This window comes from Streptomyces sp. NBC_01006 (assembly GCF_045162725.1).
Classification (GTDB): domain Bacteria; phylum Actinomycetota; class Actinomycetes; order Streptomycetales; family Streptomycetaceae; genus Streptomyces.
In genome coordinates this window covers 3,431,065-3,456,616 of the sequence record NZ_CP108700.1, presented here as the reverse complement: position 1 = coordinate 3,456,616, position 25,552 = coordinate 3,431,065, and the positions used below count along the sequence as shown (strand labels likewise).

Below are 25,552 nucleotides of genomic sequence, written 5' to 3'. Positions count from 1 at the left end.
GGATACGGTCAGCGGGTGCATGAGCCGACCTCCGCAGCCTCCGCAGCCCCCGAAGACAGCACTCCTCCCCAGGGCCCGACCCTGTTCGACTGGGAGTTCGCGACCGATCCGTACCCGGCGTACGCCTGGCTGCGCGAGCACTCCCCGGTGCACCGCACCAAGCTCCCGAGCGGGGTCGAGGCCTGGCTGGTCACCCGGTACGCCGACGCCCGCCAGGCCCTCGCCGACCAGCGGCTCAGCAAGAACCCGGCGCACCACGCGGAGCCGGCGCACGCCAAGGGCAAGACCGGGATCCCGGGGGAGCGCAAGGCGGAGCTGATGACGCATTTGCTCAACATCGACCCGCCGGACCACACGCGGCTGCGGCGGCTGGTGTCGAAGGCGTTCACCCCGCGCAGGGTGGCCGAGTTCACCCCGCGGGTGCAGGAGCTGACCGACCACCTCATCGAGCAGTTCGCGAGCAGGGGGGAAGCGGACCTCATCCACGAGTTCGCCTTCCCGCTCCCCATCTACGCCATCTGCGAGATGCTCGGCGTACCGCGCGAGGACCAGGACGACTTCCGCGACTGGGCCGGGATGATGATCCGGCACGGCGGCGGCCCGCGCGGCGGGGTCGCCCGTTCCGTGAAGCAGATGCGGACCTATCTCGGTGAACTCATCCACCGTAAACGGGATGATCTGGGCAATGACCTGATTTCGGACCTGATCCGCGCGAGCGACCATGGTGACCACCTGACCGAGGCCGAGGCCACGGCAATGGCCTTCATCTTGCTGTTTGCCGGATTTGAGACGACCGTCAACCTCATCGGCAACGGCGTCCACTCCCTCTTCATGAACCCCGGTCAGCGCACCCGCCTCCAGGACTCCCTCGCCGCCGGCGAGAGCGGCCTGCTGGAGACCGGCATCGAGGAACTGCTGCGCTACGACGGGCCCGTGGAGCTGGCCACCTGGCGGTTCGCCACCGAGCCGCTGACCCTCGGCGGCCAGGACGTCGCGGCCGGCGATCCGGTGCTCGTCGTCCTCGCCGCGGCCGACCGGGACCCCGAGCGGTTCGCCGATCCGGACACCCTCGACCTCTCCCGCACCGACAACCAGCACCTCGGATACGGGCACGGCATCCACTACTGCCTGGGTGCTCCGCTCGCACGACTTGAGGGACAGACGGCGCTTGCGACTTTGCTGACGCGTCTACCTGATCTGGAACTCGCAGTTCCGCCCAACGAGCTTCGCTGGCGCGGGGGTCTGATCATGCGTGGCCTGCGAACTCTTCCCGTCAAGTTCACACCCCGAAACCCCTGAACGCTCCCTGACCGTAAGTCAGCCCCCGTCAAGAGTTGTTACTGACGTGCTAAGAAGGCTAGGTTCTGCCGTTACCCAGCCGTTATGCGAAAGGTGCAGCTCATGCGTTCCGGGAACGGCCGCCACAGACGCCCCCGCCAGGTACCCGCGATAGTCGTCACCGCCGGGGTCACCGGTTCCGCGTTGGCCCTGCCGCTGCTCGCCGCCACCGGCGCGAGCGCAGCAGACACCTCCACGTGGGACAAGGTCGCCGAGTGCGAGAGCGGCGGCTCCTGGAGCGCCAACTCCGGCAGCGGGTCCTACGGCGGACTTTCGTTCACGCAGGAACAGTGGAACGCATCGGGCGGCCTCGAATTCGCCGCGCGCCCCGACCTCGCGAGCCGCTCGCAGCAGATCGCCGTCGCCGAGCGCGTGCTGGGCACCCAGGGCGCCCAGGCCTTCGGGCACTGCTCGGAGTCGGCCGGACTGACCCAGCACGGCCCCGCGGCCGCCGTGGACCCGGGCCTGCCCGGCACGCTCGGCCCGATCGCCCCGAGCGCCTCGCGCCCCGACGACTCGGTCCCGGCCGGCGGCTCCGGCGCGAAGGCGCGGGACTTCGGTGCCCCGACCCCGGCTCCGGACCCGGTCTTCACGATTCCGCCGGCGCCGCTCGCGCCGAACAGCGGACTGCCCGTCATGCCCGATCCGGACGCGCCGTCCACCTCGCCGAGCGCCCCGGTGCTCCCGGGCGACCCGACGACCCCGGGCACCCCGACGGCGCCCGCCGACCCGACGGCCCCGGGGAGCCCGACCACGCCCGGCAGCCCGACGGACCCGAAGGCTCCGGTCAACCCGGCCGACCCGACCGCCCCTACCGCCCCGTCGGCCCCGGGCCTTCCGGGCGCCACCACCGACCCGGCCGGCATCCCGGACCCCTCCGGCACCGGCAAGCACCGTGGTACGCCCGCTCTTGAGGTGCCCGTCAGGTCTGACGCGGCGTCGGAGCCCTCGTACACGGTCCAGGCGGGCGACAGCCTGGCGACCATCGCGTCTGCCAAGGGGGTCAAGGGCGGCTGGAACGCGCTCTACCAGGCCAACGAGCAGGTCATCGGCAATGACGCCAACCTGATCAAGCCCGGTCAGAATCTGGATCTAAGTTAGAAATAGCGGCACTTCGGACACCCGTAAAAGGCTGAATGTCCGTTATCTGCAAGTGAGACATGTGTCTCTTCAGGTCAACTGGCGTGTCCCGCCTGGAGCCTTCCGCAAACCCCGTCCTCACCTGCGCAAACGCCCATGAGGGGGGCGCAAGTAGGGGCCGTTTCTCCCCGGTGTTCCTCGTTGAACATCGGGGAGAGACCTGTCTACCTTCTGAGTCGCCCGCCACCGCGGGCTCCTTCGACCGCATCGCCGAATCCTGCCGGCGGACGGAGGAAACACTCGTCGCGTCAAGCGCCGAAGGCAGGAGCGGGGGAACCAAGGTAGGCGCCGGGAGCGGCCGTTGAGAGACGGCCGGGGAACCGGCTAGGGGTTAAGTCGTGCGCCAGTCGCACGGCCGGGCACTCATCAGCCCGAACCCGACAGCTCACCTCGCAGGCGTCGGTGAGGAGAACTCCATGCTGAATTCCGGCAAGGGCAAGCACCGTCGCGCCACCGCCATCGAGCGGACCGCTCGCATCGTCACGCTCGCCGGCGTCGCCGGTGTCGCCGTCGCCGCCCCCCTGATGGCGGCCGGCTCGGCCTCCGCCGCCACCGGTTCCGAGTGGGACCGCGTCGCGCAGTGCGAGTCCGGTGGCAACTGGTCCATCAACACGGGCAACGGCTACTACGGCGGCCTGCAGTTCTCGTCCTCCACGTGGGCCGCGTACGGCGGCAAGGCGTACGCCGCGCAGGCCAACCAGGCCTCCAAGTCGCAGCAGATAGCCATCGCCGAGAAGGTCCTCAAGGGCCAGGGCAAGGGCGCGTGGCCGTCCTGCGGCGTCGGCCTCTCCAACTCCTCTTACACCGGTGGTGGTACGACCGACACCCCGAAGAAGACGGAGACGAAGACCGAGACCAAGAAGACCCAGCCGAAGAAGACCGAGCCGAAGAAGGAGACGAAGCGCGAGACCCCCGCCCCGGTCACCCGCTCCGAGCGCTCCGAGGCCCCGGCCCCGAAGACCGGCAACGGCTCGTACGAGGTCAAGTCCGGCGACACCCTGGGCACCATCGCCGAGGCCAACGGCGTCAAGGGTGGCTGGGAGAAGCTCTTCGAGCTCAACAAGGACATCGTCTCGGACGCCGACCTGATCTTCCCGGGTCAGAAGCTGAAGCTCAGCTGAATCCTGCAGTAACAACCGCGGCCGCCCGTGCGGCGCCGCGGCAGCCCGACCGCCCGGCGCGTCTTCCCCTCACGCGCCGGGCGGCGGCGTTTCCCGGGCCCGGACCGGCTCCGGACCGGCCCGTGACCGGCCCCGGTCCGCTCCGATGTGCCGTCAGGCGAGAGCCCTATGTCCCGGAAGGCGGGTATTCGGGCCCTTTTTCGTCCCAGGAGGCGGGCGGTCGGCCGACCGAGTGCCCGGAGGCGGTTAGGCTCTAGTCGGCGGGGCCGTCCCACGGCCCGACACGCCACCGCACACCCAGCGTCACATCCCAGAAGGAGATGCTCGTGCCGTCCATCGACGTCGTCGTAGCCCGGGAAATCCTGGACTCCCGAGGCAACCCCACGGTCGAGGTCGAGGTGGGCCTCGACGATGGCAGCACCGGCCGTGCTGCAGTTCCGTCCGGCGCCTCCACCGGTGCCTTCGAGGCCATTGAGCTCCGCGACGGTGACCCCAACCGCTACATGGGCAAGGGTGTCGAGAAGGCCGTCCTCGCGGTCATCGAGCAGATCGGCCCGGAGCTCGTCGGCTACGACGCCACCGAGCAGCGCCTGATCGACCAGGCCATGTTCGACCTGGACGCCACCGACAACAAGGGCTCGCTCGGCGCCAACGCCATCCTCGGCGTGTCCCTCGCCGTCGCGCACGCCGCGGCGGAGGCCTCGGACCTTCCGCTCTTCCGCTACCTCGGCGGCCCGAACGCGCACCTGCTGCCCGTTCCGATGATGAACATCCTGAACGGCGGGTCGCACGCCGACTCCAACGTGGACATCCAGGAGTTCATGATCGCCCCGATCGGCGCGGAGTCCTTCTCCGAGGCGCTGCGCTGGGGTGCCGAGGTCTACCACACCCTCAAGAAGGTCCTGCACACCAAGGGCCTCTCCACCGGCTTGGGCGACGAGGGCGGCTTCGCCCCGAACCTGGAGTCCAACCGCGCCGCGCTCGACCTCATCGTCGAGGCCATCAAGCAGGCCGGCTACACCCCGGGCAAGGACATCGCGCTCGCGCTCGACGTCGCCGCGTCCGAGTTCTACAAGGACGGCAAGTACGAGTTCGAGGGCCAGTCCCGCTCGGCCGCCGAGATGACCGAGTACTACGAGGAGCTCGTCTCCGCGTACCCGCTCGTCTCCATCGAGGACCCGCTGTACGAGGACGACTGGGCCGGCTGGAAGGTCATCACCGACCGCCTCGGCGCCAAGGTCCAGATCGTCGGCGACGACCTCTTCGTCACCAACCCGGAGCGCCTGGCCCGCGGTATCGAGGAGGGCTCCGCGAACGCCCTGCTCGTGAAGGTGAACCAGATCGGTTCGCTGACCGAGACCCTCGACGCCGTCGAGATGGCCCAGCGCAACGGCTTCAAGTGCATGATGTCGCACCGCTCCGGTGAGACCGAGGACGTCACCATCGCCGACCTCGCCGTCGCCGTGAACTGCGGCCAGATCAAGACCGGCGCCCCGGCCCGCTCGGACCGCGTCGCCAAGTACAACCAGCTGCTGCGCATCGAGGAGATCCTCGACGACGCCGCCGTGTACGCGGGCCGCAGCGCGTTCCCGCGCTTCAAGGGCTAATCACGCTCCTGCTTCCGTACGTCCCCGCACTCGGTCCCGTACCGTGTGCGGGGACGTATTGCGTAGCGCGTACATAGGGGAGGCGGGATCAATGGCCGGGAACCGGGATCGGTTCTCCACCTTCTCCACCGCGACCAGGCTCAAGCAGCTCGGCGAGCGGACCGCCGCCCACGTCTACCGCTCGCAGACGCGCCGTCAGGTCCGCCGCAGCCGGCTCACCGGCCGCGCCGCGCTCCTGGTGCTCGTCCTCTGTACGCTGGTCGTCGCCCTCGCGTATCCGATGCGCCAGTACGTCTCCCAGCGCTCGGAGATCGCGGAGCAGCGGCGGGCCGCCGCGGCCGCGGGCCGGCGCCTCGAACGCCTCCGCGACGAGAAGGCCCGCTGGCAGGACAACGCGTACGCGGAGCAGCAGGCGCGCAAGCACCTGCACTTCGTCCGCCCGGGCGAGGTCAGCTACATCATGACCGACCCCGGGGCCGGGGCCGCCGAGCGGCACCGCACCGGAACGGCCGGATCCGGCCGGCCCTGGTACTCGAACGTCTGGGACGGGGTCGACAAGGCCGACCGTCCCGGCGAGTGACCGTACCGCCCGCACCGCCCGCCGCAGCGCGGCACCACCCATCCACGAGAACGAAGAGACTTCCTCCAGGCATGCAGACGCCCCCGCCCCAGACCGACCGGACCGAGCCGACCGACGCGGACATCGACGCGTTCCAGCAGCAGCTCGGCCGCCCGCCGCGCGGGCTGCGCGCCATCGCCCACCGCTGCCCCTGCGGCCAGCCGGACGTGGTGGAGACCGCCCCGCGCCTCCCCGACGGCACCCCCTTCCCGACGCTGTACTACCTCACCTGCCCGCGCGCGGCCTCCGCGATCGGCACGCTGGAGGCCAACGGCGTCATGAAGGAGATGCAGGCCCGGCTCGCCGAGGACCCCGAGCTCGCCGCCGCCTACCAGGCCGCGCACGAGGACTACATCCGGCGCCGCGACGCCATCGAGGTGCTCCAGGGCTTCCCGAGCGCCGGCGGGATGCCGGACCGGGTGAAGTGCCTGCACGTGCTGGTCGGCCACTCGCTGGCCGCCGGGCCCGGGGTGAACCCGTTCGGCGACGAGGCGCTGGCGATGCTGCCCGAGTGGTGGGCCAAGGGCGCGTGCGTCACGCCGTGCGCGGAGAAGAACGCGGAGAAGAAGGAGTCGGACGGGTGACCCGCGTCGCCGGCATCGACTGCGGTACGAACTCCATCCGCCTGCTCGTCGCGGACTGCGACCCGCAGACCGGCGAGCTGGTCGAGCTGGACCGGCGGATGACGATCGTCCGCCTGGGCCAGGGCGTGGACAAGACGGGCCGGCTGGCCCCGGAGGCGCTGGAGCGCACCTTCGCGGCCTGCCGCGAGTACGCGGCGGTGATCAAGGAGCTGGGCGCGGAGCGCCTGCGCTTCGTGGCGACCTCGGCCTCCCGCGACGCCGAGAACCGCGAGGAGTTCGTCCAGGGCGTCCTCGGCATCCTGGGCGTCGAGCCCGAGGTGATCTCCGGCGAGCAGGAGGCGGAGTTCTCCTTCATCGGCGCCACGAAGGAACTGGTCGGCCACGAGCACCTGGAACGGCCGTTCCTGGTGGTGGACATCGGCGGTGGCTCGACCGAGTTCGTGGTCGGCGAGGAGCACGTACGGGCGGCCCGCTCGGTCGACGTGGGCTGCGTCCGGATGACCGAGCGCCACCTGGTGGTGGACGGGGCGGTCACCGACCCGCCGACCGCGGAGCAGATCGCGGCCATACGGGCCGACATCGAGGCGGCGCTGGACCTGGTAGAGCAGACGGTCCCGCTGACCGAGGCGCGCACGCTGGTGGGCCTGGCCGGCTCGGTGACCACGGTCGCCGGGATCGCCCTCGGGCTGCCGGAGTACATCTCCTCCGCGATCCACCACGCCCGGATCCCGTACGAGCAGGTCCGCGAGATCACCGATCGCATGCTGACCTCGGTGCACGCCGAGCGCGCGGCGATCCCGGTCCTCCACCCGGGCCGCGTGGACGTGATCGGCGCGGGCACCCTGGTCCTCCTCGCCATCATGGAGCGCACCGGAGCCACCGAGGTCGTCGTCTCGGAGCACGACATCCTCGACGGCATCGCGATCAAGACCGCAGAAGAAGCCGAGGCCGACAAGAGGCGGGTCTGACCTGCTTGATCGCTGAACGACGGTGCTCTGGTCGGCTGACCGGAGCACCGTCGTCGTGCCGGACTCAGATGTTGCGGTAGACGTCGCGCCGGTCGCCGACCTTGACGACGAGGATGACAAGCTCGCCGTCCAGGACCTGATAGGCGATCCGGTAACTGCCCACCCGGAGCCGGTAGAGGCCGGACGGTCCGGTGAGCTTCTTGACGTCGGCGTCCTCGCGGTACGGATCGTCTCCCAGCACGGTCAGTGCGGCGAGGATGCGCATCGCAGCCGGCTTGTCGATCGCCCGAAGCTGCCGTTGCGCCGCGGTGGTGAACCGGAACGCGTACTTCACGCCGCTCCGTCACCCCGCTCGCTGAACAGGTCGGCGAGCAGCTCGGCCATGGTCACGGTCGGCCCGCCTTCGGCCAGCACGGCCTCCGCCTCGCGTGCGAGCAATTCGTCGGCCGCCTCTTCGAGCGCGTTGAAGTCCGCGATGGGAACGAGGGCGGCCACCGGGGCGCCGTTACGGGTGATTACGGTCGGAGCACCCTGCTCTGCCCGGTTGATGTGGTCCGCGAGATGGGCACGGGCTTCGCGCACGGTCACAGCGTTCTCACTCATGACAGAATTGTACGCGCGGGCGTGTACACGCGCCTATCCGGCGCCAAATCGGTGCGGGTTCACCAGATGCTCGACGGCATCGCCTGGTCCATCGCCTGACGGAGGGCTGTTTCGAAGGCCTGGAGGTCCTTCGAGGGGCTTTCGGAGGGGCTTACGGGGGCCTTAGGTCCCCTCGCCCGCAGAAAGTTCGTGAAGTTCTTCACAAGGAAAAGAGGCCTGATGGGTCGCGGGAAGGGTCCTTCGGGGCGCTCTGCGGGCCATCGGGCCTCTTTCGTCCGAGCGTTCGTGCGAAATGAGGGCGTGGTCCGGCCTCGTCGGTAGGTATCCACCAACCCGGTGGTCTACTCCGCTTACGGGCCTGGAGGCCAGTTCAGGACGGGTGAACAACGAATCCTGTTACACCCTGGTTCCCGTTTCGCGCCATGACCTCCGTCACGTGGGCCGCGCAGTGTAGCAGAGGCCCTCCATCACCTTGTGAAGGGGCTCACGAGCGTCACCCCTTGGGGTGCTGGATACTCGTTCCATGAGCACCACGGAGCGTCCCAGGATCCTCGTTGTAGGAGGTGGGTACGTAGGCCTGTACGCGGCCAAGCGGATCATGAAGAAGATGCGCTATGGCGAGGCGACCGTCACGGTCGTCGACCCGCGGTCGTACATGACCTACCAGCCCTTCCTCCCCGAAGTGGCCGCAGGCAGCATCTCGCCTCGGCACGTCGTCGTCCCGCTGCGACGCGTGCTGCCCAAGGCAGAGGTTCTCACCGGCCGGGTCACCAGCATCGACCAGGACCGCAAGGTCGCCGTCGTCACGCCGCTCGTCGGCGAGGCGTACGAGCTGCCTTTCGACTACCTGGTGATCGCGCTCGGCGCCGTCTCCCGCACCTTCCCGATCCCCGGCCTCGCCGAACAGGGCATCGGTATGAAGGGCGTCGAAGAGGGCATCGGCCTGCGCAACCACGTCCTTGAGCAGCTCGACAAGGCCGAGTCCACGACGGACGAGAACGTCCGCCGCAAGGCCCTCACCTTCGTCTTCGTCGGCGGCGGCTTCGCCGGTGCCGAGACGATCGGCGAGGTCGAGGACATGGCCCGCGACGCCGCGAAGTACTACACCACCATCAAGCGCGAGGACATGCGCTTCATCCTGGTGGACGCGGCCGACAAGATCCTCCCCGAGGTCGGGCCCAAGCTCGGCACCTGGGGCAAGGAGCACCTCGAGTCCCGCGGCATCGAGATCTACCTCAACACCTCCATGGACTCCTGCGTGGACGGCCACGTGGTGCTGAAGAACGGCCTTGAGGTCGACTCCGACACCCTCGTGTGGACCGCCGGCGTCAAGCCCAACCCGGTGCTGGCCCGCTACGGCCTGCCGCTGGGCCCGCGCGGCCACGTCGACACCGCCCCGACCCTCCAGGTCCAGGGCACCGACTACATCTGGGCCGCGGGCGACAACGCCCAGGTCCCGGACATCGCCGCCCGCAAGGCCGGCGTCGAGAACGCCTGGTGCCCGCCGAACGCCCAGCACGCGCTGCGCCAGGCCAAGGTCCTCGGCGACAACGTCATCTCGGGCATGCGGGGCTTCCCGCAGGCCGAGTACTCGCACTCCAACAAGGGTGCGGTGGCGGGTCTCGGCCTCCACAAGGGCGTCGCGATGATCGTCATGGGCAAGACGAAGATCAAGCTCAAGGGCCGGCTCGCCTGGTACATGCACCGTGGCTACCACGGCATGGCCATGCCGACCTGGAACCGCAAGATCCGCGTCTTCGCCGACTGGACCCTCGCCATGTTCCTCAAGCGCGAGGTCGTCTCCCTCGGTGCGCTGGAGACCCCGCGCGAGGAGTTCTACGAGGCCGCCAAGCCGGCGCCGGCTCCGGCCGCCACCGCTGCCCCGGCCGCGAAGGCCAAGGCCTCCTGACCCGGGCCTGACCGGCAACTCCTCCAGCACGTCCCCGAAGGGGCCGTCCGCCATCCGTGGTGCGGGCGGCCCCTTCGGCATGCCCCCCGTAGCCCTGTTCGGAGTGTCGTCCGATTGAGGGCAGCACGAAATGGGTAGGCCGATCGGTCGGATCATTACTGGAGGTGCCTACGATGACCGAAGCCGCGCCGCGGCTGGCCGCTCTTGCCGAAACCCTGCTGGGCGCCCCCCTGCCCGTCCGGATTCGCGCCTGGGACGGCAGCGAGGCCGGGCCGCCCGCCGGACCCACCCTGGTGCTGGCCAACCGGCGCGCCCTGCGCCGCGTGCTGTGGCGGCCGGGTGAACTGGGCCTGGCCCGGGCCTGGGTGGCCGGGGACCTGACCGTTGAGGGCGACCTCTTCGAACTGCTGGACCGGGTGGCCGGGCTGCTCTGGGAGCGCGGGCCCGCCGCCGTCCCCGAGGCCCCGCCGGCGGTCCGCCGCTCCGGTCTCGGCAAGCTCTCCGCCCTGCGCCCCCACCTGCCGCAGCTGCCGGAGCGGGCCGCGGGCGCCGCCGGGCCCGCCGCGCTGCTGCGCGATCCGGAGGCCCGGGCCGCCCTGCGCGACCTCGTCACCCTGGCCCGGCCGTGGCCGGCGCCCGCGCCGCCGCCGGAGGAAGCCCCCCGCCGCGGCGGCCCGACGCACACCAGGAGCCGGGACCGGCAGGCGATCAGCCACCACTACGACGTCGGCAACGAGTTCTACGAGCTCGTCCTGGGTCCTTCGATGGTGTACTCCTGCGCCTACTGGAGCCCCGGCTCCACCCTGGAGGAGGCCCAGCGGGACAAACTCGACCTGGTCTGCCGGAAGCTGGGCCTCCAGCCCGGACAGCGGCTCCTCGACGTCGGATGCGGCTGGGGCTCCATGGCCCTGCACGCCGCCCGGGAGTACGGGGTCCGGGTCACCGGCATCACCCTCTCGCGCGAGCAGGCCGTGTACGCCCGCAAGCGGGCCGCGGAGGAGGGCCTGGCCGACCGGCTCGACATCCGGATCCAGGACTACCGGGACGTCAAGGACGGCCCGTACGACGCCATTTCGTCCATCGGCATGGCCGAGCACGTCGGCGCGGAGCGCTACCGCGAGTACGCCCGCACCCTGCACGCCCTGCTGGCGCCCGGCGGCCGGCTGCTGAACCACCAGATCGCGCGCCCGCCGGAGCCGGACGAAGAGGCGTACCGGATCGACGAGTTCATCGACGCGTACGTCTTCCCCGACGGCGAACTCTCCCCGCTGGGCACGACGGTGGGCGAGCTGGAGCGGGCCGGGTTCGAGGTCCGCGACGTGGAGGCGCTGCGCGAGCACTACGCGCTGACCCTGCGGGCCTGGGTGGCCCGGCTGGAGGAGCGCTGGGAGGAGGCCGTACGGCTGACCTCGCCGGGGCGGGCCCGGGTCTGGCGGCTGTACATGGCGGCCTCGGCGCTGGGCTTCGAGCACGGCCGGCTCGGCGTCAACCAGGTCCTCGCCGTGAAGCCAACGGCGGGCGGGCGCTCGGGGCTGCCGCTGCGACTGCGCACCTGGGGCGCGTGACCCCGTACGACAGCGGGAAGGGCCCCGGGGCGTGTGCCCCGGGGCCCTTCCGTGTCCCTGCGTACCGCTTGTGCGCTACTCGCTGCTGGCCACCCGCTACTCGGTCTTGATGGCGGTCAGCATGTTCAGCCGGGCGGCGCTGCGGGCGGGCCACATGGCCGCCAGGACGCCGACCACGGCGGCCAGCAGGAGGAAGATGCCGATCCGGTCCCAGGGGAGGACCAGGGCGTAGTTCGGGACCCCCTTGGCGATGGTGGTGCCCACCGCCCAGGCGAGGAAGATGCCGATGGCGACACCGAGGACCGCGCCGAAGAGCGAGATGACCACGGCCTCCAGGCGGATCATGTTCTTGACCCGGCTGCGGTCGAGGCCGATCGCCCGCAGCATGCCGATCTCCTGGGTCCGCTCGAAGACGGACATCGCGAGGGTGTTGACCACGCCGAGCACCGAGATGATCAGTGCCATGCCGAGCAGTCCGTACATGATGTTCAGCATCGTGTTGATCATGCCGCCCATCTCGTTGCGCATGTCCTCCTGGGTGGCGACCTTGATCGCCGGGTTCTTGCCGAGGGCGTCGATGACGGTCTGCTGCGCGGCCTTCGAGCCGCCGTCGGTGGTGTTGACGTACACCTCGCGGATGTACTGCTCCTCGCTGTGCGAGGCGAGGATCTTGTTGTCGAGCACGTACGGGGAGAGCAGGCCCTCCAGGTCCTTGTAGACCGCGCCGACCTTGAGCGTGCCCTTCTGACCGTCGTCGTACTGGACTTCCAGCGCGGAGCCGACGGAGAGGTTCTGCTTCTTCGCCGTGGTCTCGGCGACGGCCACCTCGCCCTTGGCGAGGCTGTCCATCGAGCCGCTGAGGGTGTCGATGTTCAGCATCTGGCCGATGGCGGAGGGGGTGACGCCGGAGGCGGAGCGGAACTCGCCGCCGATCCTCAGGTAGCCGTCCGCCTGGGGGGAGACCGCCTTGATGCCGGGGGCCTTGGCCAGGGTCTCGGCGACCGACTTGTCCAGGCTCATGCCCTCGGCGGCCATGGAGACCTTGTAGTCGGCCTTCAGCTTGTCCGTGCTCATCCGGTCGATGGCCTGGCCCATGGTGATGCCGAGCACCGACAGGGTGGTCACCAGGGTCAGGCCGATCGCCAGGGAGGCGGCGGTGACCGCGGTGCGGCGCGGGTTGCGCACGGCGTTCTGCGCGGCCAGCTTGCCGGGGATGCCGAAGACCTTCTGCAGTGCGGGCCGGAGCGCCCCGATCACCGGCTTGGAGAGCAGCGGGAGCACCACGATCAGGCCGATGAGCATGAAGAACGCGCCGGCGCCGAGGATCAGGCGGCCGTTCGAGCCGCCCTGGTTCACGCCGAGCAGGACCAGGCCGATGCCGGCGAGGCTGATGACCGAGCCGAGGACGTTCCGTACGACCAGGGACTTCGCGGTGGCCGGCAGGTGGGCGCTGCCCATGGCGGCGACCGGGGCGATCCGGCCGGTGCGCCAGGCGGGCAGCAGGGCGGCGAGGGTGGTGACGAGGACGCCGATGACCACGGCCGCGATGACGGTGCCGGGGGCGATCACGAGGTCGCCGGCCGGGAGCTTGGCGCCGAAGGCCTCGATCGCGGAGCGCATGGCGACCGCCAGGCCGGTGCCGGCGACCAGGCCGACGACGGCGGAGACGACGCCGACGACCAGCGCCTCGGTGAGGACCGAGCGCATGACCTGGCCGCGGTTGGCGCCGACGGCGCGCAGCAGGGCCAGCTCCTTGGTGCGCTGGGTGACCAGCATGGTGAAGGTGTTGTAGATCAGGAAGATGCCGACGAAGAGCGCGATGCCGGCGAACGCGAGCAGCATCTGGTTCATGTTGGACATGCCCCGCTCGACGTCCTTCGCCTGCTCGGCGGCGAGGGCGGCGCCGGTCTGGGCCTTGGTGCGCTTGGAGTCGAGCAGCGGCTTGATGTCGGTGAGCAGCTGGTCGGCGGAGGTCCCGGCCTTGGCGGCGACCGACAGCTCCTCGTAGAAGCCGGGCTTGAGGTACAGCTCCTGGGCGACCGCGGTGTCGAACAGGACCAGGCTGCCGCCCGCGCTGACCGCGCCGTCCTCGGTGGTGAAGACCCCGGAGAGGGCGTACTCCTTCACCGGGCCGTTGGTGGCGACGCGGACCTTGTCGCCGACCTTGTACTTGCCGGTGTCGGCGGTCGCCTTGTCGAGGGCGATCTGGTCGGCCTTGGCCGGGCCGGTGCCCTCGGTGAAGGCGTAGCGCGGGTCCTTGCCGTCCTTGACGGGGGCGTAGTTGGAGCCCTTGTTGGACCAGCCGGAGCCGATCAGCTCGCCCTTCTCGTCACCGACGCCGGCGAAGCCGGAGACGCGGCCGGAGACGGAGTCGACGCCCTTGAGGGCCTTGACCTTGTCGAGGGTCTGCTGGCTGAGGCCGACCTCGCCCTCGCGCTGGCCGTCCTCGCCCCGGCCCTGGCCGTACGAGGTCACGGAGACGGCGACGCCGTCGTAGCTCTTGGCGGACTGGCTGGAGAGGGCCTTGCTGAGGGTGTCGGTGAAGACGAGGGTGCCGGAGACGAAGGCGACGCCGAGGACGACGGCGAGCACCGTCATCAGCAGCCTGGCCTTGTGCGCGAGCACGTTGCGCAGCGCGGTACGGAACATGGTGGAGGAGTCCAGGTGGTAAGGGGTCAGCGGGGACGGGGAGGGAACGTCCCTCAGCTGGTACGGCCCTTGGCGTCGAAGGCCTTCATACGGTCGAGCACCCCGTCCGCGGTGGGGCTCAGCACCTCGTCGACTATGCGGCCGTCGGCGAGGAAGATGACGCGGTCCGCGTAGGAGGCGGCGACCGGGTCGTGGGTGACCATGACGACGGTCTGGCCGAGCTCGCGGACGGAGTTGCGCAGGAAGCCGAGGACCTCGGCGCCGGAGCGGGAGTCCAGGTTTCCGGTGGGCTCGTCACCGAAGATGATCTCGGGGCGGGAGGCCAGGGCGCGGGCCACGGCCACGCGCTGCTGCTGGCCGCCGGAGAGCTGGGTGGGGCGGTGGCCGAGGCGGCCGGAGAGGCCGACCATCTCGATGACGGTGTCCAGCCACTGCTTGTCGGGCTTGCGGCCCGCGATGTCCATCGGCAGGGTGATGTTCTCCAGCGCCGTCAGCGTCGGCAGCAGGTTGAACGCCTGGAAGATGAAGCCGATCTTGTCCCGGCGCAGCTGGGTCAGCTGCTTGTCCTTGAGGGTGCCGAGCTCGGTCTCGCCGATGCGGACGGAGCCGGCGGAGAAGGTGTCCAGACCGGCGACGCAGTGCATCAGGGTGGACTTGCCGGAGCCCGAGGGGCCCATGATCGCGGTGAACTGGCCCTGGCCGAAGTCCACGGAGACGTTGTCCAGGGCGACCACCTGGGTCTCGCCCTGGCCGTACACCTTGGAGAGGCCGGTGGCCCGGGCGGCCACGGCCTGGGTGGTGTGCGGGGCGTAGTTCATGGTGGTCACGGAAGCGACTCCTCGGGCTGCGGACCGGGGTGCGGTCTGCGGATCGGCGGGACGCTCCCATCGTCGCCGTGCGCACCCCCGCGGGGGATCAGCCGAGGTGCCCGTTCCCTGGCCCACTGGAGTCTGACCACGGGGCGGGCCGCCTCCTCCTCTGGTATGACGGCCGCCCCTGGGAGGTGTCCGGGGCGGCTTCAGGAGCCCGGGGTGGCGGGGAGGGTGGCGCACGGGGTGGCGGGCGGGTGGCGGAGGCCATCGAAATCCCGTCAATCCCGCATCCCGGGTGATCGCCGCCCGTAACGGGCCCACCGTGTGTTCTGGGCTCTGACGCCCCCTCAAGCGCCAATAAAATCAGACAACATCGGATAGACGGCCCACTGCTGACCAGGGTGATCCGGATAGGCTCGGCGCAGCGTTCAGTGCTTTTGTACGGGAGCCGCTACGCCCTGCCCGGATGGTGGAATGCAGACACGGCGAGCTTAAACCTCGCTGGCTTAGGCCGTGCCGGTTCAAGTCCGGCTCCGGGCACGAGTACGTTCCGCACGTACCAGAACACACGAACGGCGGGGGCGCCCAGAGGGCACCCCCGCCGCCCTGTTTTCCCGCGGCTACCGGATCACGATCCGTTCCCCAGGGTGACCCGCAGACGGTCCGGTGTCGACTGCCCGTCGGCCTGCAGCAGCGTCACGTTGATCCAGCCCTTGTGGCCTTCGGGGAGTGCGGAGTAGTAGACGTCCCGGCCCGTCGCCTGAGGGGCGAGGGTCCTGACGGACTGCCAGGGCAATTCCTTCCCCTCATAGGTCACGGACGTCACCTTGGTGCCTGCTTCGGCGGCGAACACGATGTACGCCTCCGAGAACCCCATGCCGGGGCCGAAGAGCGCTTCCAGCCGGGAGCCCGGCTCAGGAGCGGGCTCCGTGACCGCCGCGCAGGCGATCTCGTTCATCGCGCCGGAGGCGCTGATCTGCGCGAAGCAGACCTTGCCCCCGTCCGTCTCCCAGACGTAGGACGCGGCCGCACCGGCCTGCCGGGCGAGACTCAGTCCCCCGCTGGTGGGTGTCGAGCCGGACGCCCTGGCCTGCTGCGCGAGGAGCGAGGAGAGCCGGGGCAGGTCGAGCGTCGGGGAGGGCGACGCGACGGGTGCCGAGGCGGCCGATGTCTGCGGAGCGGCGGCGTCGCCCTGCGCGCCGCCGCAGCCGGTCGCGAGCAGCAGGGCCGCCGCCGTGAGGAACAGGCGAGCCCGTCCACCCGCGGCCGGGCTCAGCATGAGCCGACCTGATTGCACGCCTTCACATCGAGGGAGACCATCGTGGCCGGCTTGGAGGGGAACGTGTAGGGCTGCCAGGTGGTGACGTCGAACGTCCCCCACGACTTGGAGGTCACACTGCCGTCCTTGTGTACGTAGGTCGTGTTGTACTTCGTGAGCTTGCCCGACGGGATGTACCCGAACAGCTCGCCCTTCTTCAGTCCGATCTTGCTTCCCTCGGCCGCGGTGGCCGTGCTCGTCTTGGTCTGGGCGTCGGTCCACGTGTAGTCGCCGTTGATGCCCAGCGAGACCTCGACGCTCCCTTCGGCGACCAGGGGGATGCTCGCCTTTCCGCCAGCCTTGATCGCGGCCGTCCAGCCGAACTTGCTCGCGTACTGCTCCATGGTGGTGTACATGGCGGCGTAGGTGTAGGTGAAGGTCAGCTCCTGGTCCTTGGCCACCTCGCGGACGTTCGCTCCGGTCGTGTAGTCGGTGTACGGGTCATCCGACAGGATGACGGTCGCCGAGTTCTCGACGTCCTTGCCGCCGTCGGGCACCACGACACCCTTGGGAAGCTTGGGCGGCAGCGGGTGACAGCCGTCGCAGTAGTGGCCTCCAGCAGAGGAACCGCGAGTGCTGCTGCTACCACCGGTCTTGCCTCCGCCTCCGCCTCCGCCTCCGCCTCCGCCTCCGCCACGGGGGTAGTCCGGCGGGCGCGGGGAGGGGTCTACGAGTTCGTCCAGGGAGCAGTACTTGATGTCGTACTGGCAGGAGTTCGGCATGGAGCCGAGTTCGGTGCCCGCCGGGTCCGTGAGGCTGACCGGGTTGTTGTTGCCGTACTGGTAGGCGTTGTGCTGGCGCGGGTCGTCCGCCACGAAGAGCGGGTCGACCGAGACGAAGCGGCCCAGGGCCGTGTCGTACTCGCGGGCACCGAGGTGCACCAGGCCGGTCGCGACGTCGTTCGTACCGCCGACGAAGCCCTTGTCACCGGTCCAGCCGGACGGCTGGGTGCCGCGGGCGCCGCCGAAGATAGCGGTCTTGCGGCGCGTGACGATCTGCGCCGCGTCTGCCGTGACCTGTGTCGTGCCCGTGCCGTGGTGGTCGGTGACCGTGAAGGTCAGCTTCGCGCCCGTCCGCACCGCGACTGTCTGGGATCCGGCCGTGTAGTAGCGGGTACCCGTGACCGTGCCCGACTTCGACAGCCGCAGCTCGTTGCCGCCCGGAAGGTAGAGCGTGGTGCCGGTGGTGTCCTTGGCGACCAGCCGCTGCCCCTCCGTGTCGTAGATGTAGCCGGCGAGCTCGGTGCTCCCCGTCACGACCGACGCCAAGTGGCCCTCGTCGCTCCAGTTCAGCGTCTGCTGGGGGGCCGTGCCGATCTTGCGGGTCTTGGTGTTGCCGGAACCGTCGTAGGTGAACACCTCGTCGTGGGCGTTGGTACCGGTCTGAGTGACCTTGGGCAGGTCGTGCTTGCCCGCGGTCGGGGCGGAGTAGGTGCGCAGCGTGTCGGCCGTCGGACCCGAGGCCGTCTTGTGCTGGGTCTCCGTCTTGCGGTTGCCCATCACGTCGTACGTGTACGAGGTCCAGTACGCGTCCTGGCCGCCGACGACCGTGGCGGAAGGTGCGGTCGCGCACAGCTCGCCGGTGTTGGTCCAGGCCTCGGAGATCCGGCCCAGGGCGTCGAGTGCCAGGCACTGGGTGTCGGTGGTGCGTCCCGTGTCCTGGCCGTAGGCGGTGCCCACGGAGGTGATGTTGCCCGACAGGTCGTAGCCGTACTTGGTGTCCTCGATCCGCTGCGGCGCGACCTCGCGGTCGGTGGTGCTGCGGGTCAGGGCGCCGGTGTGCTCGTCGTACTCATTGCTCGTCCACAGGTGCCGGCCGAAGTCGCCCAGCTCGGTCCGCGTGTTGCGGCCGTAGTGGTCGTACGTCATGTCGGAGATCAGGGCGTCGGCGCCGGCGCCCATGGAGGTGAGCAGGCCGGACTGCGCCGCGTAGGTGTTGGTGACGGTTTCCGCCGGCAAGTCGCCGATGGCGGGCTGCTTGGTCCACATCACCTGGCCGGTGTTGGCGTTGTACGAGGTCGTCCACTTGTAGACGCCTGCCAGCGCGCCCTCGCTGTCCGGGACGGTCAACTGGGTGAGGACCGGCTTGTAGAGGCTGTTGTACGAAGTGACCGCCGACTCGTAGGCCTTGCCCCCGACCCAGCGCGTGGACTTCGACAGCTGGCCCTTGGCCACCGTGTCGTACTCCCACGAGGTGAGCGTGGTTGCGCCGTTCTTCACAGCGGTCTTGCGGCCCAGCGCGTCGTAGTCGGTGTGCAGCGTGATGCCGCGCGCCACGCTGGTGACGTCCGTGACGCGGTCGCCCTGGTCGTAGGCCGTCTTGGCCGTGCCCTTGTCGGGGTCGTCCGTCTGGATCTGGCGGCCGCGGACGTCGTAGGTGTACGTCCACTTCGCGTTCGACGGGTCGGTGATCGAGGAGGCCCGGCCACGCTTGTCGAACCCGTACAGCGTCGACTGCGAGGTCGTGCGCGCCGCGTTCGTGTACTGCTTCAGCTCGACGGTGCGGCCCAGCGCGTCGACGACCGAGGTGGCCGCGGTGCCGCCCTGGGGCGGGATCACCGTGGTGGTGTCACCGGTGTAGGTGGTCGTGACCCGCTTGGTCTCGTCGCCGAACCGCTTCGAGACCACGGCCGTCGTACGGCCCGCACCGTCGAACTCCGTGTCCGTGGACGCGGGGTAGTTCAACTGCTGTCCGGTGACGAGTACGGGCTCGGCCGCTCCGGTGGCGAAGTAGCTGCCGGAGTTGCGCCACGCCAGGCCGCGGGTGTCGAAGAAGGTCTCCGTCACCAGGCGCCCGGCGCGGTCGGGGGAAGCCATCTGGGTCTGGACCGGGCGGAGCATGCCGTCGTAGAAGCTGTACTGGCTCTGGTAGGTGGAGTCGTGGCCGAGGGTCTTGGTCGTGACGACGATCGGACCGTCGTTGCGCACCAGGTAGTCGAAGCTCTTGTTCGGGGAATCCGGGTAGGTGACCGCGGACCGGCTCGCCATCCACACCTTGGAGGTCCGGCCCAGAGGGTCGTACGCGGTGGTCGTGATCTTGCCGTTGGCGTCGGTCACCTGAGTGGGCTGGCCCCGCAGCGGGTCCATGACGGTGGTGGCGGTGTGGTTGAGGGGGTTGGTGACGACCACGCTGGTCGGCGCCTCGCCCGTGGCCGGGGTGTATGCGGTCCGGGTGACCTTGTCGTAGGCGTCCGCGGCGGTGAGGCCGCGGCCGTAGACGTCGAAGTCGGCCGCCGGGGTCGAGCTGGTGGTGTCGTAGCCGTTGCCCGCGCCGTTGATCCGGTCGGTCTTGGTGATGTCGCCCTTGGTCGGCGCCGCGTCGAGCACGCCGCCGTCGTAGTAGGTGCGCACGTCGTCGATGACGTCATCGGGGCGGGAGACGGCGGCGCCGCAGGTGGCGGCGACCGTCTCGACGCGGCTGACCTTGTCGAGGATCGCGCCGGCGCCGGTGCGGGCGTAGCTGGTGGTGGTGCACTTCTCGTCGCCGGTCTTGGCCGTGTCGCCGGTCGAGGACTCGCTCGCAACCATGCCGTACGCGTCGAACGTGCGGGTGAGGTCGACGGTGCGGGTGCCGCCGGTGACGGTGGTGCGGGCCGACTCCTTCTCCACACCGGTCTGGTACGAGACCAGGTCCGGCAGGCCCGTGCGGGCGCGCTTGGCGATCTGCGCGGAGCGCCACGGTGTGTACGAGGTCGCGGAGACCGGCTTCGACGTGTCGTCGCCGTTGTACGTGACCTTCTCGCGGGCCATGCCCGCGAACTCCTCGCGGTCCGTGACGGACGCACCGGCCGAGTCCAGGACGGCCTTGCCGTCCAGGCCCCGGAAGAAGCGCTCCTCCGTCAGCGTGCGCGGATCGTCGGCCGCGCCGGTACGGGTCTGGACCCGTCCGTAGCCGCGGGCGACCGAATAGGTGAGGTCCCCGGCCTTGGCGAACTCGTCGGTGCCCTTCGTCCAGGCGGCGCCGTCGAGGTAGGAGTAGGAGGTGACCTTGTCGGGGGTGGAAGCCAGGTTGTCGCCCTCGACGACCTGCGTGACCACGTACGTGTTGAACCAGTCCGGCTTCGCGTCGTTGCCCTCGTACGCCCACTTCACCTGGTAGCAGCGGGTGGTGTTCGAGCCGTCGGCCGGCGGGAGGGTGCTGCTCGTGCACTCGGGCTGGGAGTAGGTGACGCCGATGGTGGCGCCGGTCTCCGTGGTGAGCTGGTACAGGCGCAGGCGGATGAAGGGCGCGAGGCCGTCGCCGGTCTTGTCGACGCGGTTCGCCTTCTGCTCGCCTGCGAAGGTCACCGGGGGAGTGGAAAGGGTCCCGCCCGCCTTGCCGGTGCGCTGGACGGACTTGAGCCACATCGGCGTGGAGACGCCGTCACCGGAGGCGGGGAAGTCCTGGGCCAGGGCCCAGCTGTCGACGTCCTTGTAGGCGCCGCCGGTCAGCAGCTTCGTGGTGATCGAGGCCAGCCGCTTGCGCGTCCAGAAGGTCGCCGCGAACTGGTCCTTGCACTCGGTGGCGCCGTCCTTGCAGTACTGGTCGAACGGGACGTCCGGCCAGTTCTTGGCGTTGGTGTCGTCGAAGGTGCCGCAATTGGTCAGGCAGCGCTCGGAGACGTCGAACTTCACCTGGCCCATGGCCTTGCCGGTGTAGACGGCGTCCTTGCGCAGGCCGTAGTCGATGTGGTCGAGCCAGCCGCCGCGGACGTACGGGGTGACCGTGGACTTGCCCGTGGTCTCGGAGACGTTGCGGCCGTAGTTGTTCTTCTCGGTGTTCCAGTAGTACGCCATGGCGTTGTCGTGCGGGTCGACGACGTAGTCGAGCTGCCAGCGCCACGCCTGCTGGCACCAGGCGGACGCGAACGAGGCGTTGTAACAGGGCTCGCCCGACTGGTTGCCGAAGACCGGGACGGTCCAGGCGGAGTTCGTCGTCGGGTCGTCGGCGGCGGCCCCGTTGTCCTTCCAGCCGGGAAGGCGGTTCAGGCCGAAGAAGTACTGGGTGCCGTCGGCCGTGGTGATCTTCCAGTGCTCGCCGTCGTTGTCGCCGTTGGTGGCGCCGGTGAGCTTCTCGATCTTCGAGCCGGTGTTCCGGGCCTCGTGCCAGCCCTTGCCGGCCTCGTAGACGAGCTCGGTGGACTTGCCACCCAGGGACAGCGTCGCGTTGTCGTTGTACCAGCACACGTCACCGACACGCGTCGTGTTGGTGCCGCCGGTCTTGTCGTCGTTGCAGGACTTGTACCGGCGCTCGATGAAGCCCGGTTCGTACGTCCAGCCGTCGCCGATCCAGCTCGGCTGGTTGTTGGAGGCCGCCGTGCGACCGTCCACGGACTGCGAGTTGTAGTCCAGGGAGATGGTGGGCTGGATACCGCCCGGCACGGCGGGCACGTTGACCGGGTAGGACCAGCTGAAGCTGCCCGTCGAGGCACCGGCGGACCAGGAGCCCGAGGCCTGCAGCGACGTCGCCTTGTAGTCACCGCTGCCGCCGGAGTCCGCCGCGACGGCGGCCATGACGGTCGCCGTTCCGACGCCGACCGGGGCCGACAGGGTGCCGGCCTTGGCGTCGTTCGTCGTCCGCAGCGGTGTGCGGGTCCGGCACTTGGCGTCGTCCGGCGTGGTCAGCGCGCAAGCCGGCAGTTCCACCAGCTGCAGGCGCCCCGACCAGTCGCCGCCGTACGCGCGGCGGAAGCCCGAGTAGTCGACCTTGACCTGAGCGGGACCGGCCTTGCCCACGCCGTCCGCACGCTTCACGGACAGCAGGACGCCGTCGACGCCGGCCTTGCGGGTGGCCTCGCGGTCCGCGACCGACACGCGCAGCTTGGACGGCGCCCCGGCCGTCGGGTCCGCACCCGGGGCCTGGAGCCCCTTGGCCCATCCGCCGACCCCCCCGGCCGGCGGCAGTGGGGCGACCGAGACGGGCAGATCGCCGGCCTTCTTCAGGCCGCGCAGCTCGACCTCTGCGGTTCCGGCTTTCGGCCATACGACCTTGGGCGCCCCCTTCCAGGAGTTCGCCGCGGCGGCGTCAGCCTTCCTCGTGCCCCCGGACTTCGCCTTGGCCACCGGAACGGCCGATGGCTGCTTCAGTCCAGGAAGTGGAATTCTTCCATCCGTATTTACGGCCACCGCAGTGCCCGGTAGTACGCCTATCGCGACTGTGGCGGCAATGGCCGCCGCGAGTGCGCGCGCGTAGGAAATCGACACACCTGCCCCTTCTCTTCACGATCTCTCCATATGGGAAAGACGTCGCAGGCTAGCAACGAACACCTGCTCGAACGAGGGTAATTGAGCTGGATCTGAGCAGGTGGGGATGTGTCGCCGGGGCAAGTGTCGAAATCATCGGAAATCTATTACGCGACCTGCGTAAATGCCGCATAAGCCGCGGATTATCGAATGTGTGAAAAGGGTTTGCCTGCGATGGATCCGACGGATTATCGGCGGTTCTGCGCAAAGATTTCTTTGGAGGGTCGCGCGAAGGCGCCGACCTGTCCGCCCGCGGTCTCGGCGTCGCCACCCATCGGCAGACCTGGAGGGCTCGCCCGGCACCGACGGGTGCTGGGCAAAGATCCTCCCTGAGCAGTAGGGTCAGATTTTTGCTAACGCATTACTCTTGTCGCAAGGCCGCGCACGGTGGCCATGGAGGAGTGAGATGAGGAGCAGCAACCCGGTCTTCTCGCGACGGGGGTTCAGCCGCGACAGCGGGGGCTACGCGGGCTTTGACGCGCAGCACCAGCAGGCCGGGGCCAACCCGTACGCGACGAATCCTTACGCCACGGACACGACCACCGGCATGCCGCAGGCGCCCGCGCGCGCCGACGTGATGACCATGGACGACGTCGTGAGCCGTACGGCCATGACGCTCGGCACGGTCATCCTCACGGCGACGATCGCGTGGATCGCCATGCCCGTCGACCCGGCGAACGTCAACAAGTCGTATGGCATCGCTGTCGGCGCCGCGCTCATCGCGCTCGTCCTCGGGCTCGTCCAGTCCTTCAAGCGCAAGGCCTCCCCGCCGATCATCCTCGGCTACGCGGCCTTCGAGGGCTTCTTCCTCGGTGTCATCAGCGCGGCCACCAGCACCTACTTCGGCGCCGGTGTGGTCATCCAGGCCGTGCTCGGCACGCTGTGCGTCTTCGCCTCCGTGCTGTTCGCGTACAAGATGCGCTGGATCCGCGTCACCCGCCGCTTCTACGGCTTCGTGATGGCGGCCGCCATGGGCTTCATGCTGCTCATGGTCGCGAACCTGCTGTTCTCGGTCTTCGCGGGCGGTGACGGCCTCGGCTTCCGCAGCGGCGGCCTCGGCATCCTGTTCGGCGTCGTCGGCGTCATCCTCGGTGCCTGCTTCCTCGCCCTGGACTTCAAGCAGGTCGAGGACGGCATCACCTACGGCGCCCCGCGCGACGAGGCCTGGCTGGCGGCCTTCGGCCTCACGCTGACCCTGGTGTGGATCTACCTGGAGCTGCTGCGCCTGTTCCAGATCCTCTCCGGCGACGACTAGTCGTACCGGCCGTCGTACCGGCGCAGAAGACAGGGGGAAGGCCCCGCGAGCTCACCGCTCGCGGGGCCTTCCCGCGTCTCGGAGGGGGTACGGGATCGGGGACGGAGGGGTCGGGGGTGGGGTCAGCCGGGTCAGCCGAATTTGCGGGCCGCCCTGCGGAGGTCGTACTCGTGGATGATCGCCTTGGCCTGGCCGTACGAGAGTTCGTGCGCGCCGCGCAGCCAGCTGACCTTCTCCTCGAACCGGACGAGGGAGGGGCCGTCGTCCACGGTGCGGAGCCAGTCGGACACTTCACGACCGGTGGTCAGGGGGATTCTGTCGATCATGTTGCGGTGGGTCTGCTCGGAGAACTCTACGGACATGGGCGCCTCCGGAGGTATCGCCGTGCTGTGCTGTTCTCTTCACGCCACCGTGCCGGAGAGTTCGCCCGTTGGCAATGGCGCCGCGGCGGCGCGTAAGGTCGGCCGGGTGCTTGATACTTCGCCTCTGACCGCCGCCGTGGAACGTTTCGCCGACCGGCTGCGGGCCATGCCGCAGAGCCGTCTCCAGCAGGGGGCGGCCGCCGAGGCGCTGGAGCTGGCCCGGGAGCTCTCCGTACGGGCCCAGGCGCTGGAGGCGGCGCCGCGGGGTGCGGGGGCGGCTCCGGCGCGGGAGATGCCCGACGCGGGGGTGTTCGTGGTCGGGGACCAGGTGGCGGTGGCCGGGCTGGACCTCGCGGAGGCGCTGCGCGCCGCCGCCGAAGGACCGGCCGCCGAAGGGCCGCTGGGGCTACCGGAAACCGCGAAGGCCCCGTCCGGGATGGTGGACGAGGCCGTACGGCTGGTGGAGCAGGCGGAAGCCAGAGCGACGCGGTGATCAGAGCGACGCGGTGATCAGAGAGACGCGGTGATCAGAGAGACGCGATGACGCGGTCCGCGAGGATGTAGACGTTGTTGTCCGGGTCCTGGGTGTCACCGCAGGAGAAGGTCAGCGCGTAGGCGCCCGAGATGCCGGAGCCGCCCAGCAGGACCGGCGCGGTGCCCGAGCGCAGTGCCTCGGCGAGGCGCTCCGCCGTCTCCCGGTGGCCCGGGGTCATGCACAGCGTGGTGCCGTCGGTGAAGACGTACACGTCGAGCGTGCCGAGCGGGCCCGGGCGGACGTCCGCGAGGGCCGTACGGGCCTCCGCGAGCTCCTCCAGGCGCGAGACGGTGCGCTCGTGGTCGGCGCCGGGGGCCGGGGCCTGGACCGGTACGAAGTCGGGGTGCGAGGGGTGGCGCCGGCGCGCGGCGGCCAACTCGGCCGAATCCTCGGGGTAGTCGTCGGCGGCTTCGTCGCCGAGCACCGGCTCCAGACCCACCAGGTCGGCCTGGCGCGGCAGGAAGACGGCAGGGCCGTCCTCGCCGAGGCCGGGCAGGCCGCCGAGCAGCGAAGGCGCGTCGGCGGCGTCACGGGCCTCCTGCGCGGCCCAGAAGGCCCGAGCCTCGGCGAGCTCGCGCTCGCGCTCCTCGGCCAGGGCCTCGGCCACGGCGGCTCGTATCTCGGAGGCGGGGGAATGCACGGCACTGCGGGCGTGCGGGACGGTCGTGCCGCGGGTGTGGGCGGGCGTCGCCAGCTCACCGCGGAGGGCCGTCACCTGCTTGCGCAGGCCGTGTACGGCGTGCAGCGCAGCAGCGCCCACGGTCGCGGCGGCGGCCGTGGTCAGCAGCAGGGCAAGAGACATGGCGCTCACTGACTAACTCCTGATTGATTCGATCCCCCGACTTCCTACATCAGAGTGTCCTGACCTGGGAATGGCGTGCAGTGCATTACGTCACGAATTGGACAGGGCTTTGGTCACATCCAGGCCCTGCAAAACTGCCCTGAC

19 protein-coding genes, 1 tRNA gene and 1 riboswitch are annotated in these 25,552 nt (G+C 69.9%); of the genes, 12 read left to right on the top strand and 8 right to left on the bottom strand.

Annotation, left to right across the window (positions count from 1 at the left end; translation table 11 throughout):
- Positions 1-15: 15 nt before the first annotated feature.
- The 7 genes from OG509_RS15605 to OG509_RS15575 all read left to right on the top strand — a co-directional run bounded on the left by OG509_RS15605 (position 16) and on the right by OG509_RS15575 (position 7,377).
- Positions 16-1,299, top strand: coding sequence for a cytochrome P450 (locus OG509_RS15605; RefSeq protein ID WP_406183166.1), 1,284 nt, complete (start codon positions 16-18; stop codon positions 1,297-1,299).
- Positions 1,300-1,401: 102 nt separating this feature from the next.
- Positions 1,402-2,439: a transglycosylase family protein gene (locus tag OG509_RS15600; RefSeq protein ID WP_406183165.1), complete on the top strand. Its 1,038-nt coding sequence runs from the start codon at positions 1,402-1,404 to the stop codon at positions 2,437-2,439.
- A 282-nt stretch (positions 2,440-2,721) separates the two neighbouring features.
- Positions 2,722-2,892, top strand: a riboswitch (cyclic di-AMP (ydaO/yuaA leader).
- A 2-nt stretch (positions 2,893-2,894) separates the two neighbouring features.
- Positions 2,895-3,599: a transglycosylase family protein gene (locus OG509_RS15595; RefSeq protein WP_387287882.1), complete on the top strand. Its 705-nt coding sequence runs from the start codon at positions 2,895-2,897 to the stop codon at positions 3,597-3,599.
- A gap of 320 nt (positions 3,600-3,919) precedes the next feature.
- Positions 3,920-5,206: a phosphopyruvate hydratase gene (eno, locus tag OG509_RS15590; RefSeq protein ID WP_403728659.1), complete on the top strand. Its 1,287-nt coding sequence runs from the start codon at positions 3,920-3,922 to the stop codon at positions 5,204-5,206.
- 91 nt (positions 5,207-5,297) lie between these two features.
- Positions 5,298-5,786, top strand: coding sequence for a septum formation initiator family protein (locus OG509_RS15585; RefSeq protein ID WP_406183164.1), 489 nt, complete (start codon positions 5,298-5,300; stop codon positions 5,784-5,786).
- 71 nt (positions 5,787-5,857) lie between these two features.
- On the top strand, positions 5,858-6,409 hold the full coding sequence (locus OG509_RS15580) for a DUF501 domain-containing protein (protein ID WP_406183163.1): 552 nt from the start codon (positions 5,858-5,860) through the stop codon (positions 6,407-6,409).
- Positions 6,406-7,377, top strand: a complete 972-nt coding sequence (locus tag OG509_RS15575; protein WP_406183162.1) for an exopolyphosphatase — start codon at positions 6,406-6,408, stop codon at positions 7,375-7,377. Before OG509_RS15580 ends, OG509_RS15575 begins: the two co-directional genes overlap by 4 nt.
- A gap of 64 nt (positions 7,378-7,441) precedes the next feature.
- On the opposite strand, the gene OG509_RS15570 is transcribed toward OG509_RS15575, so the two are convergent.
- Together OG509_RS15570 and OG509_RS15565 are read right to left on the bottom strand one after the other, a co-directional pair.
- The gene (locus tag OG509_RS15570; protein WP_406183161.1) at positions 7,442-7,711 is read right to left on the bottom strand and encodes a type II toxin-antitoxin system RelE/ParE family toxin; all 270 of its coding nucleotides are present in this window, start codon (positions 7,709-7,711) and stop codon (positions 7,442-7,444) included.
- Complete coding sequence (locus OG509_RS15565; protein ID WP_179175601.1) at positions 7,708-7,980, bottom strand: type II toxin-antitoxin system Phd/YefM family antitoxin; 273 nt, start codon at positions 7,978-7,980, stop codon at positions 7,708-7,710. The genes OG509_RS15570 and OG509_RS15565 overlap by 4 nt, the downstream gene beginning before the upstream one ends.
- A 523-nt stretch (positions 7,981-8,503) precedes the next feature.
- Between OG509_RS15565 and OG509_RS15560 the strand changes: the two genes are divergently transcribed.
- Together OG509_RS15560 and OG509_RS15555 are read left to right on the top strand one after the other, a co-directional pair.
- On the top strand, positions 8,504-9,889 hold the full coding sequence (locus tag OG509_RS15560; RefSeq protein WP_054222307.1) for an NAD(P)/FAD-dependent oxidoreductase: 1,386 nt from the start codon (positions 8,504-8,506) through the stop codon (positions 9,887-9,889).
- Between the two features lie 173 nt (positions 9,890-10,062).
- Positions 10,063-11,454, top strand: coding sequence for a class I SAM-dependent methyltransferase (locus OG509_RS15555; RefSeq protein ID WP_406183160.1), 1,392 nt, complete (start codon positions 10,063-10,065; stop codon positions 11,452-11,454).
- A 96-nt stretch (positions 11,455-11,550) separates the two neighbouring features.
- Here the strand turns inward: OG509_RS15555 and OG509_RS15550 are convergent, their stop codons facing one another.
- Both OG509_RS15550 and OG509_RS15545 read right to left on the bottom strand, forming a co-directional pair.
- Positions 11,551-14,103 (bottom strand): ABC transporter permease, encoded by a 2,553-nt coding sequence (locus tag OG509_RS15550; protein WP_406183159.1) that lies wholly within the window; start codon positions 14,101-14,103, stop codon positions 11,551-11,553.
- A 53-nt stretch (positions 14,104-14,156) separates the two neighbouring features.
- Entirely contained in the window at positions 14,157-14,921 is a 765-nt protein-coding gene (locus OG509_RS15545) for an ABC transporter ATP-binding protein (RefSeq protein ID WP_106977278.1), read from the bottom strand.
- Between the two features lie 454 nt (positions 14,922-15,375).
- Between OG509_RS15545 and OG509_RS15540 the strand changes: the two genes are divergently transcribed.
- A tRNA-Leu gene (locus OG509_RS15540) sits at positions 15,376-15,455 on the top strand.
- Between the two features lie 88 nt (positions 15,456-15,543).
- On the opposite strand, the gene OG509_RS15535 is transcribed toward OG509_RS15540, so the two are convergent.
- Positions 15,544-16,194 (bottom strand): hypothetical protein, encoded by a 651-nt coding sequence (locus OG509_RS15535; RefSeq protein WP_406183158.1) that lies wholly within the window; start codon positions 16,192-16,194, stop codon positions 15,544-15,546.
- Positions 16,188-22,274: an RHS repeat-associated core domain-containing protein gene (locus OG509_RS15530; RefSeq protein ID WP_406183157.1), complete on the bottom strand. Its 6,087-nt coding sequence runs from the start codon at positions 22,272-22,274 to the stop codon at positions 16,188-16,190. Before OG509_RS15530 ends, OG509_RS15535 begins: the two co-directional genes overlap by 7 nt.
- A 586-nt stretch (positions 22,275-22,860) precedes the next feature.
- Here OG509_RS15530 and OG509_RS15525 point away from each other — a divergent pair.
- Positions 22,861-23,709 carry a Bax inhibitor-1/YccA family protein gene (locus OG509_RS15525; protein ID WP_406183156.1) on the top strand — a complete coding sequence of 283 codons (849 nt, stop codon included), beginning with the start codon at positions 22,861-22,863 and terminating at the stop codon, positions 23,707-23,709.
- A gap of 131 nt (positions 23,710-23,840) precedes the next feature.
- Here the strand turns inward: OG509_RS15525 and OG509_RS15520 are convergent, their stop codons facing one another.
- Positions 23,841-24,071 (bottom strand): DUF4287 domain-containing protein, encoded by a 231-nt coding sequence (locus OG509_RS15520; protein ID WP_048479109.1) that lies wholly within the window; start codon positions 24,069-24,071, stop codon positions 23,841-23,843.
- Positions 24,072-24,177: 106 nt separating this feature from the next.
- On the opposite strand from OG509_RS15520, the gene OG509_RS15515 reads away from it, so the two are divergent.
- Entirely contained in the window at positions 24,178-24,564 is a 387-nt protein-coding gene (locus OG509_RS15515; protein ID WP_406183155.1) for a hypothetical protein, read from the top strand.
- Between the two features lie 34 nt (positions 24,565-24,598).
- Here OG509_RS15515 and OG509_RS15510 read toward each other — a convergent pair whose 3' ends face one another.
- Entirely contained in the window at positions 24,599-25,408 is an 810-nt protein-coding gene (locus OG509_RS15510) for a hypothetical protein (RefSeq protein WP_406187587.1), read from the bottom strand.
- Between the last annotated feature and the right edge of the window lie 144 nt (positions 25,409-25,552).

Bases quoted from the DNA above. Each gene is read 5' to 3' on its own strand.
- OG509_RS15600 (WP_406183165.1), top strand. From the start codon at position 1,402: ATGCGTTCCGGGAACGGCCGCCACAGACGCCCCCGCCAGGTACCCGCG.
- OG509_RS15595 (WP_387287882.1), top strand. From the start codon at position 2,895: ATGCTGAATTCCGGCAAGGGCAAGCACCGTCGCGCCACCGCCATCGAG.
- eno (WP_403728659.1), top strand. From the start codon at position 3,920: ATGCTCGTGCCGTCCATCGACGTCGTCGTAGCCCGGGAAATCCTGGAC.
- OG509_RS15585 (WP_406183164.1), top strand. From the start codon at position 5,298: ATGGCCGGGAACCGGGATCGGTTCTCCACCTTCTCCACCGCGACCAGG.
- OG509_RS15580 (WP_406183163.1), top strand. From the start codon at position 5,858: ATGCAGACGCCCCCGCCCCAGACCGACCGGACCGAGCCGACCGACGCG.
- OG509_RS15565 (WP_179175601.1), bottom strand. From the start codon at position 7,980: ATGAGTGAGAACGCTGTGACCGTGCGCGAAGCCCGTGCCCATCTCGCG.
- OG509_RS15560 (WP_054222307.1), top strand. From the start codon at position 8,504: ATGAGCACCACGGAGCGTCCCAGGATCCTCGTTGTAGGAGGTGGGTAC.
- OG509_RS15555 (WP_406183160.1), top strand. From the start codon at position 10,063: ATGACCGAAGCCGCGCCGCGGCTGGCCGCTCTTGCCGAAACCCTGCTG.
- OG509_RS15550 (WP_406183159.1), bottom strand. From the start codon at position 14,103: ATGTTCCGTACCGCGCTGCGCAACGTGCTCGCGCACAAGGCCAGGCTG.
- OG509_RS15545 (WP_106977278.1), bottom strand. From the start codon at position 14,921: ATGAACTACGCCCCGCACACCACCCAGGCCGTGGCCGCCCGGGCCACC.
- OG509_RS15535 (WP_406183158.1), bottom strand. From the start codon at position 16,194: ATGCTGAGCCCGGCCGCGGGTGGACGGGCTCGCCTGTTCCTCACGGCG.
- OG509_RS15525 (WP_406183156.1), top strand. From the start codon at position 22,861: ATGAGGAGCAGCAACCCGGTCTTCTCGCGACGGGGGTTCAGCCGCGAC.
- OG509_RS15520 (WP_048479109.1), bottom strand. From the start codon at position 24,071: ATGTCCGTAGAGTTCTCCGAGCAGACCCACCGCAACATGATCGACAGA.
- OG509_RS15510 (WP_406187587.1), bottom strand. From the start codon at position 25,408: ATGTCTCTTGCCCTGCTGCTGACCACGGCCGCCGCCGCGACCGTGGGC.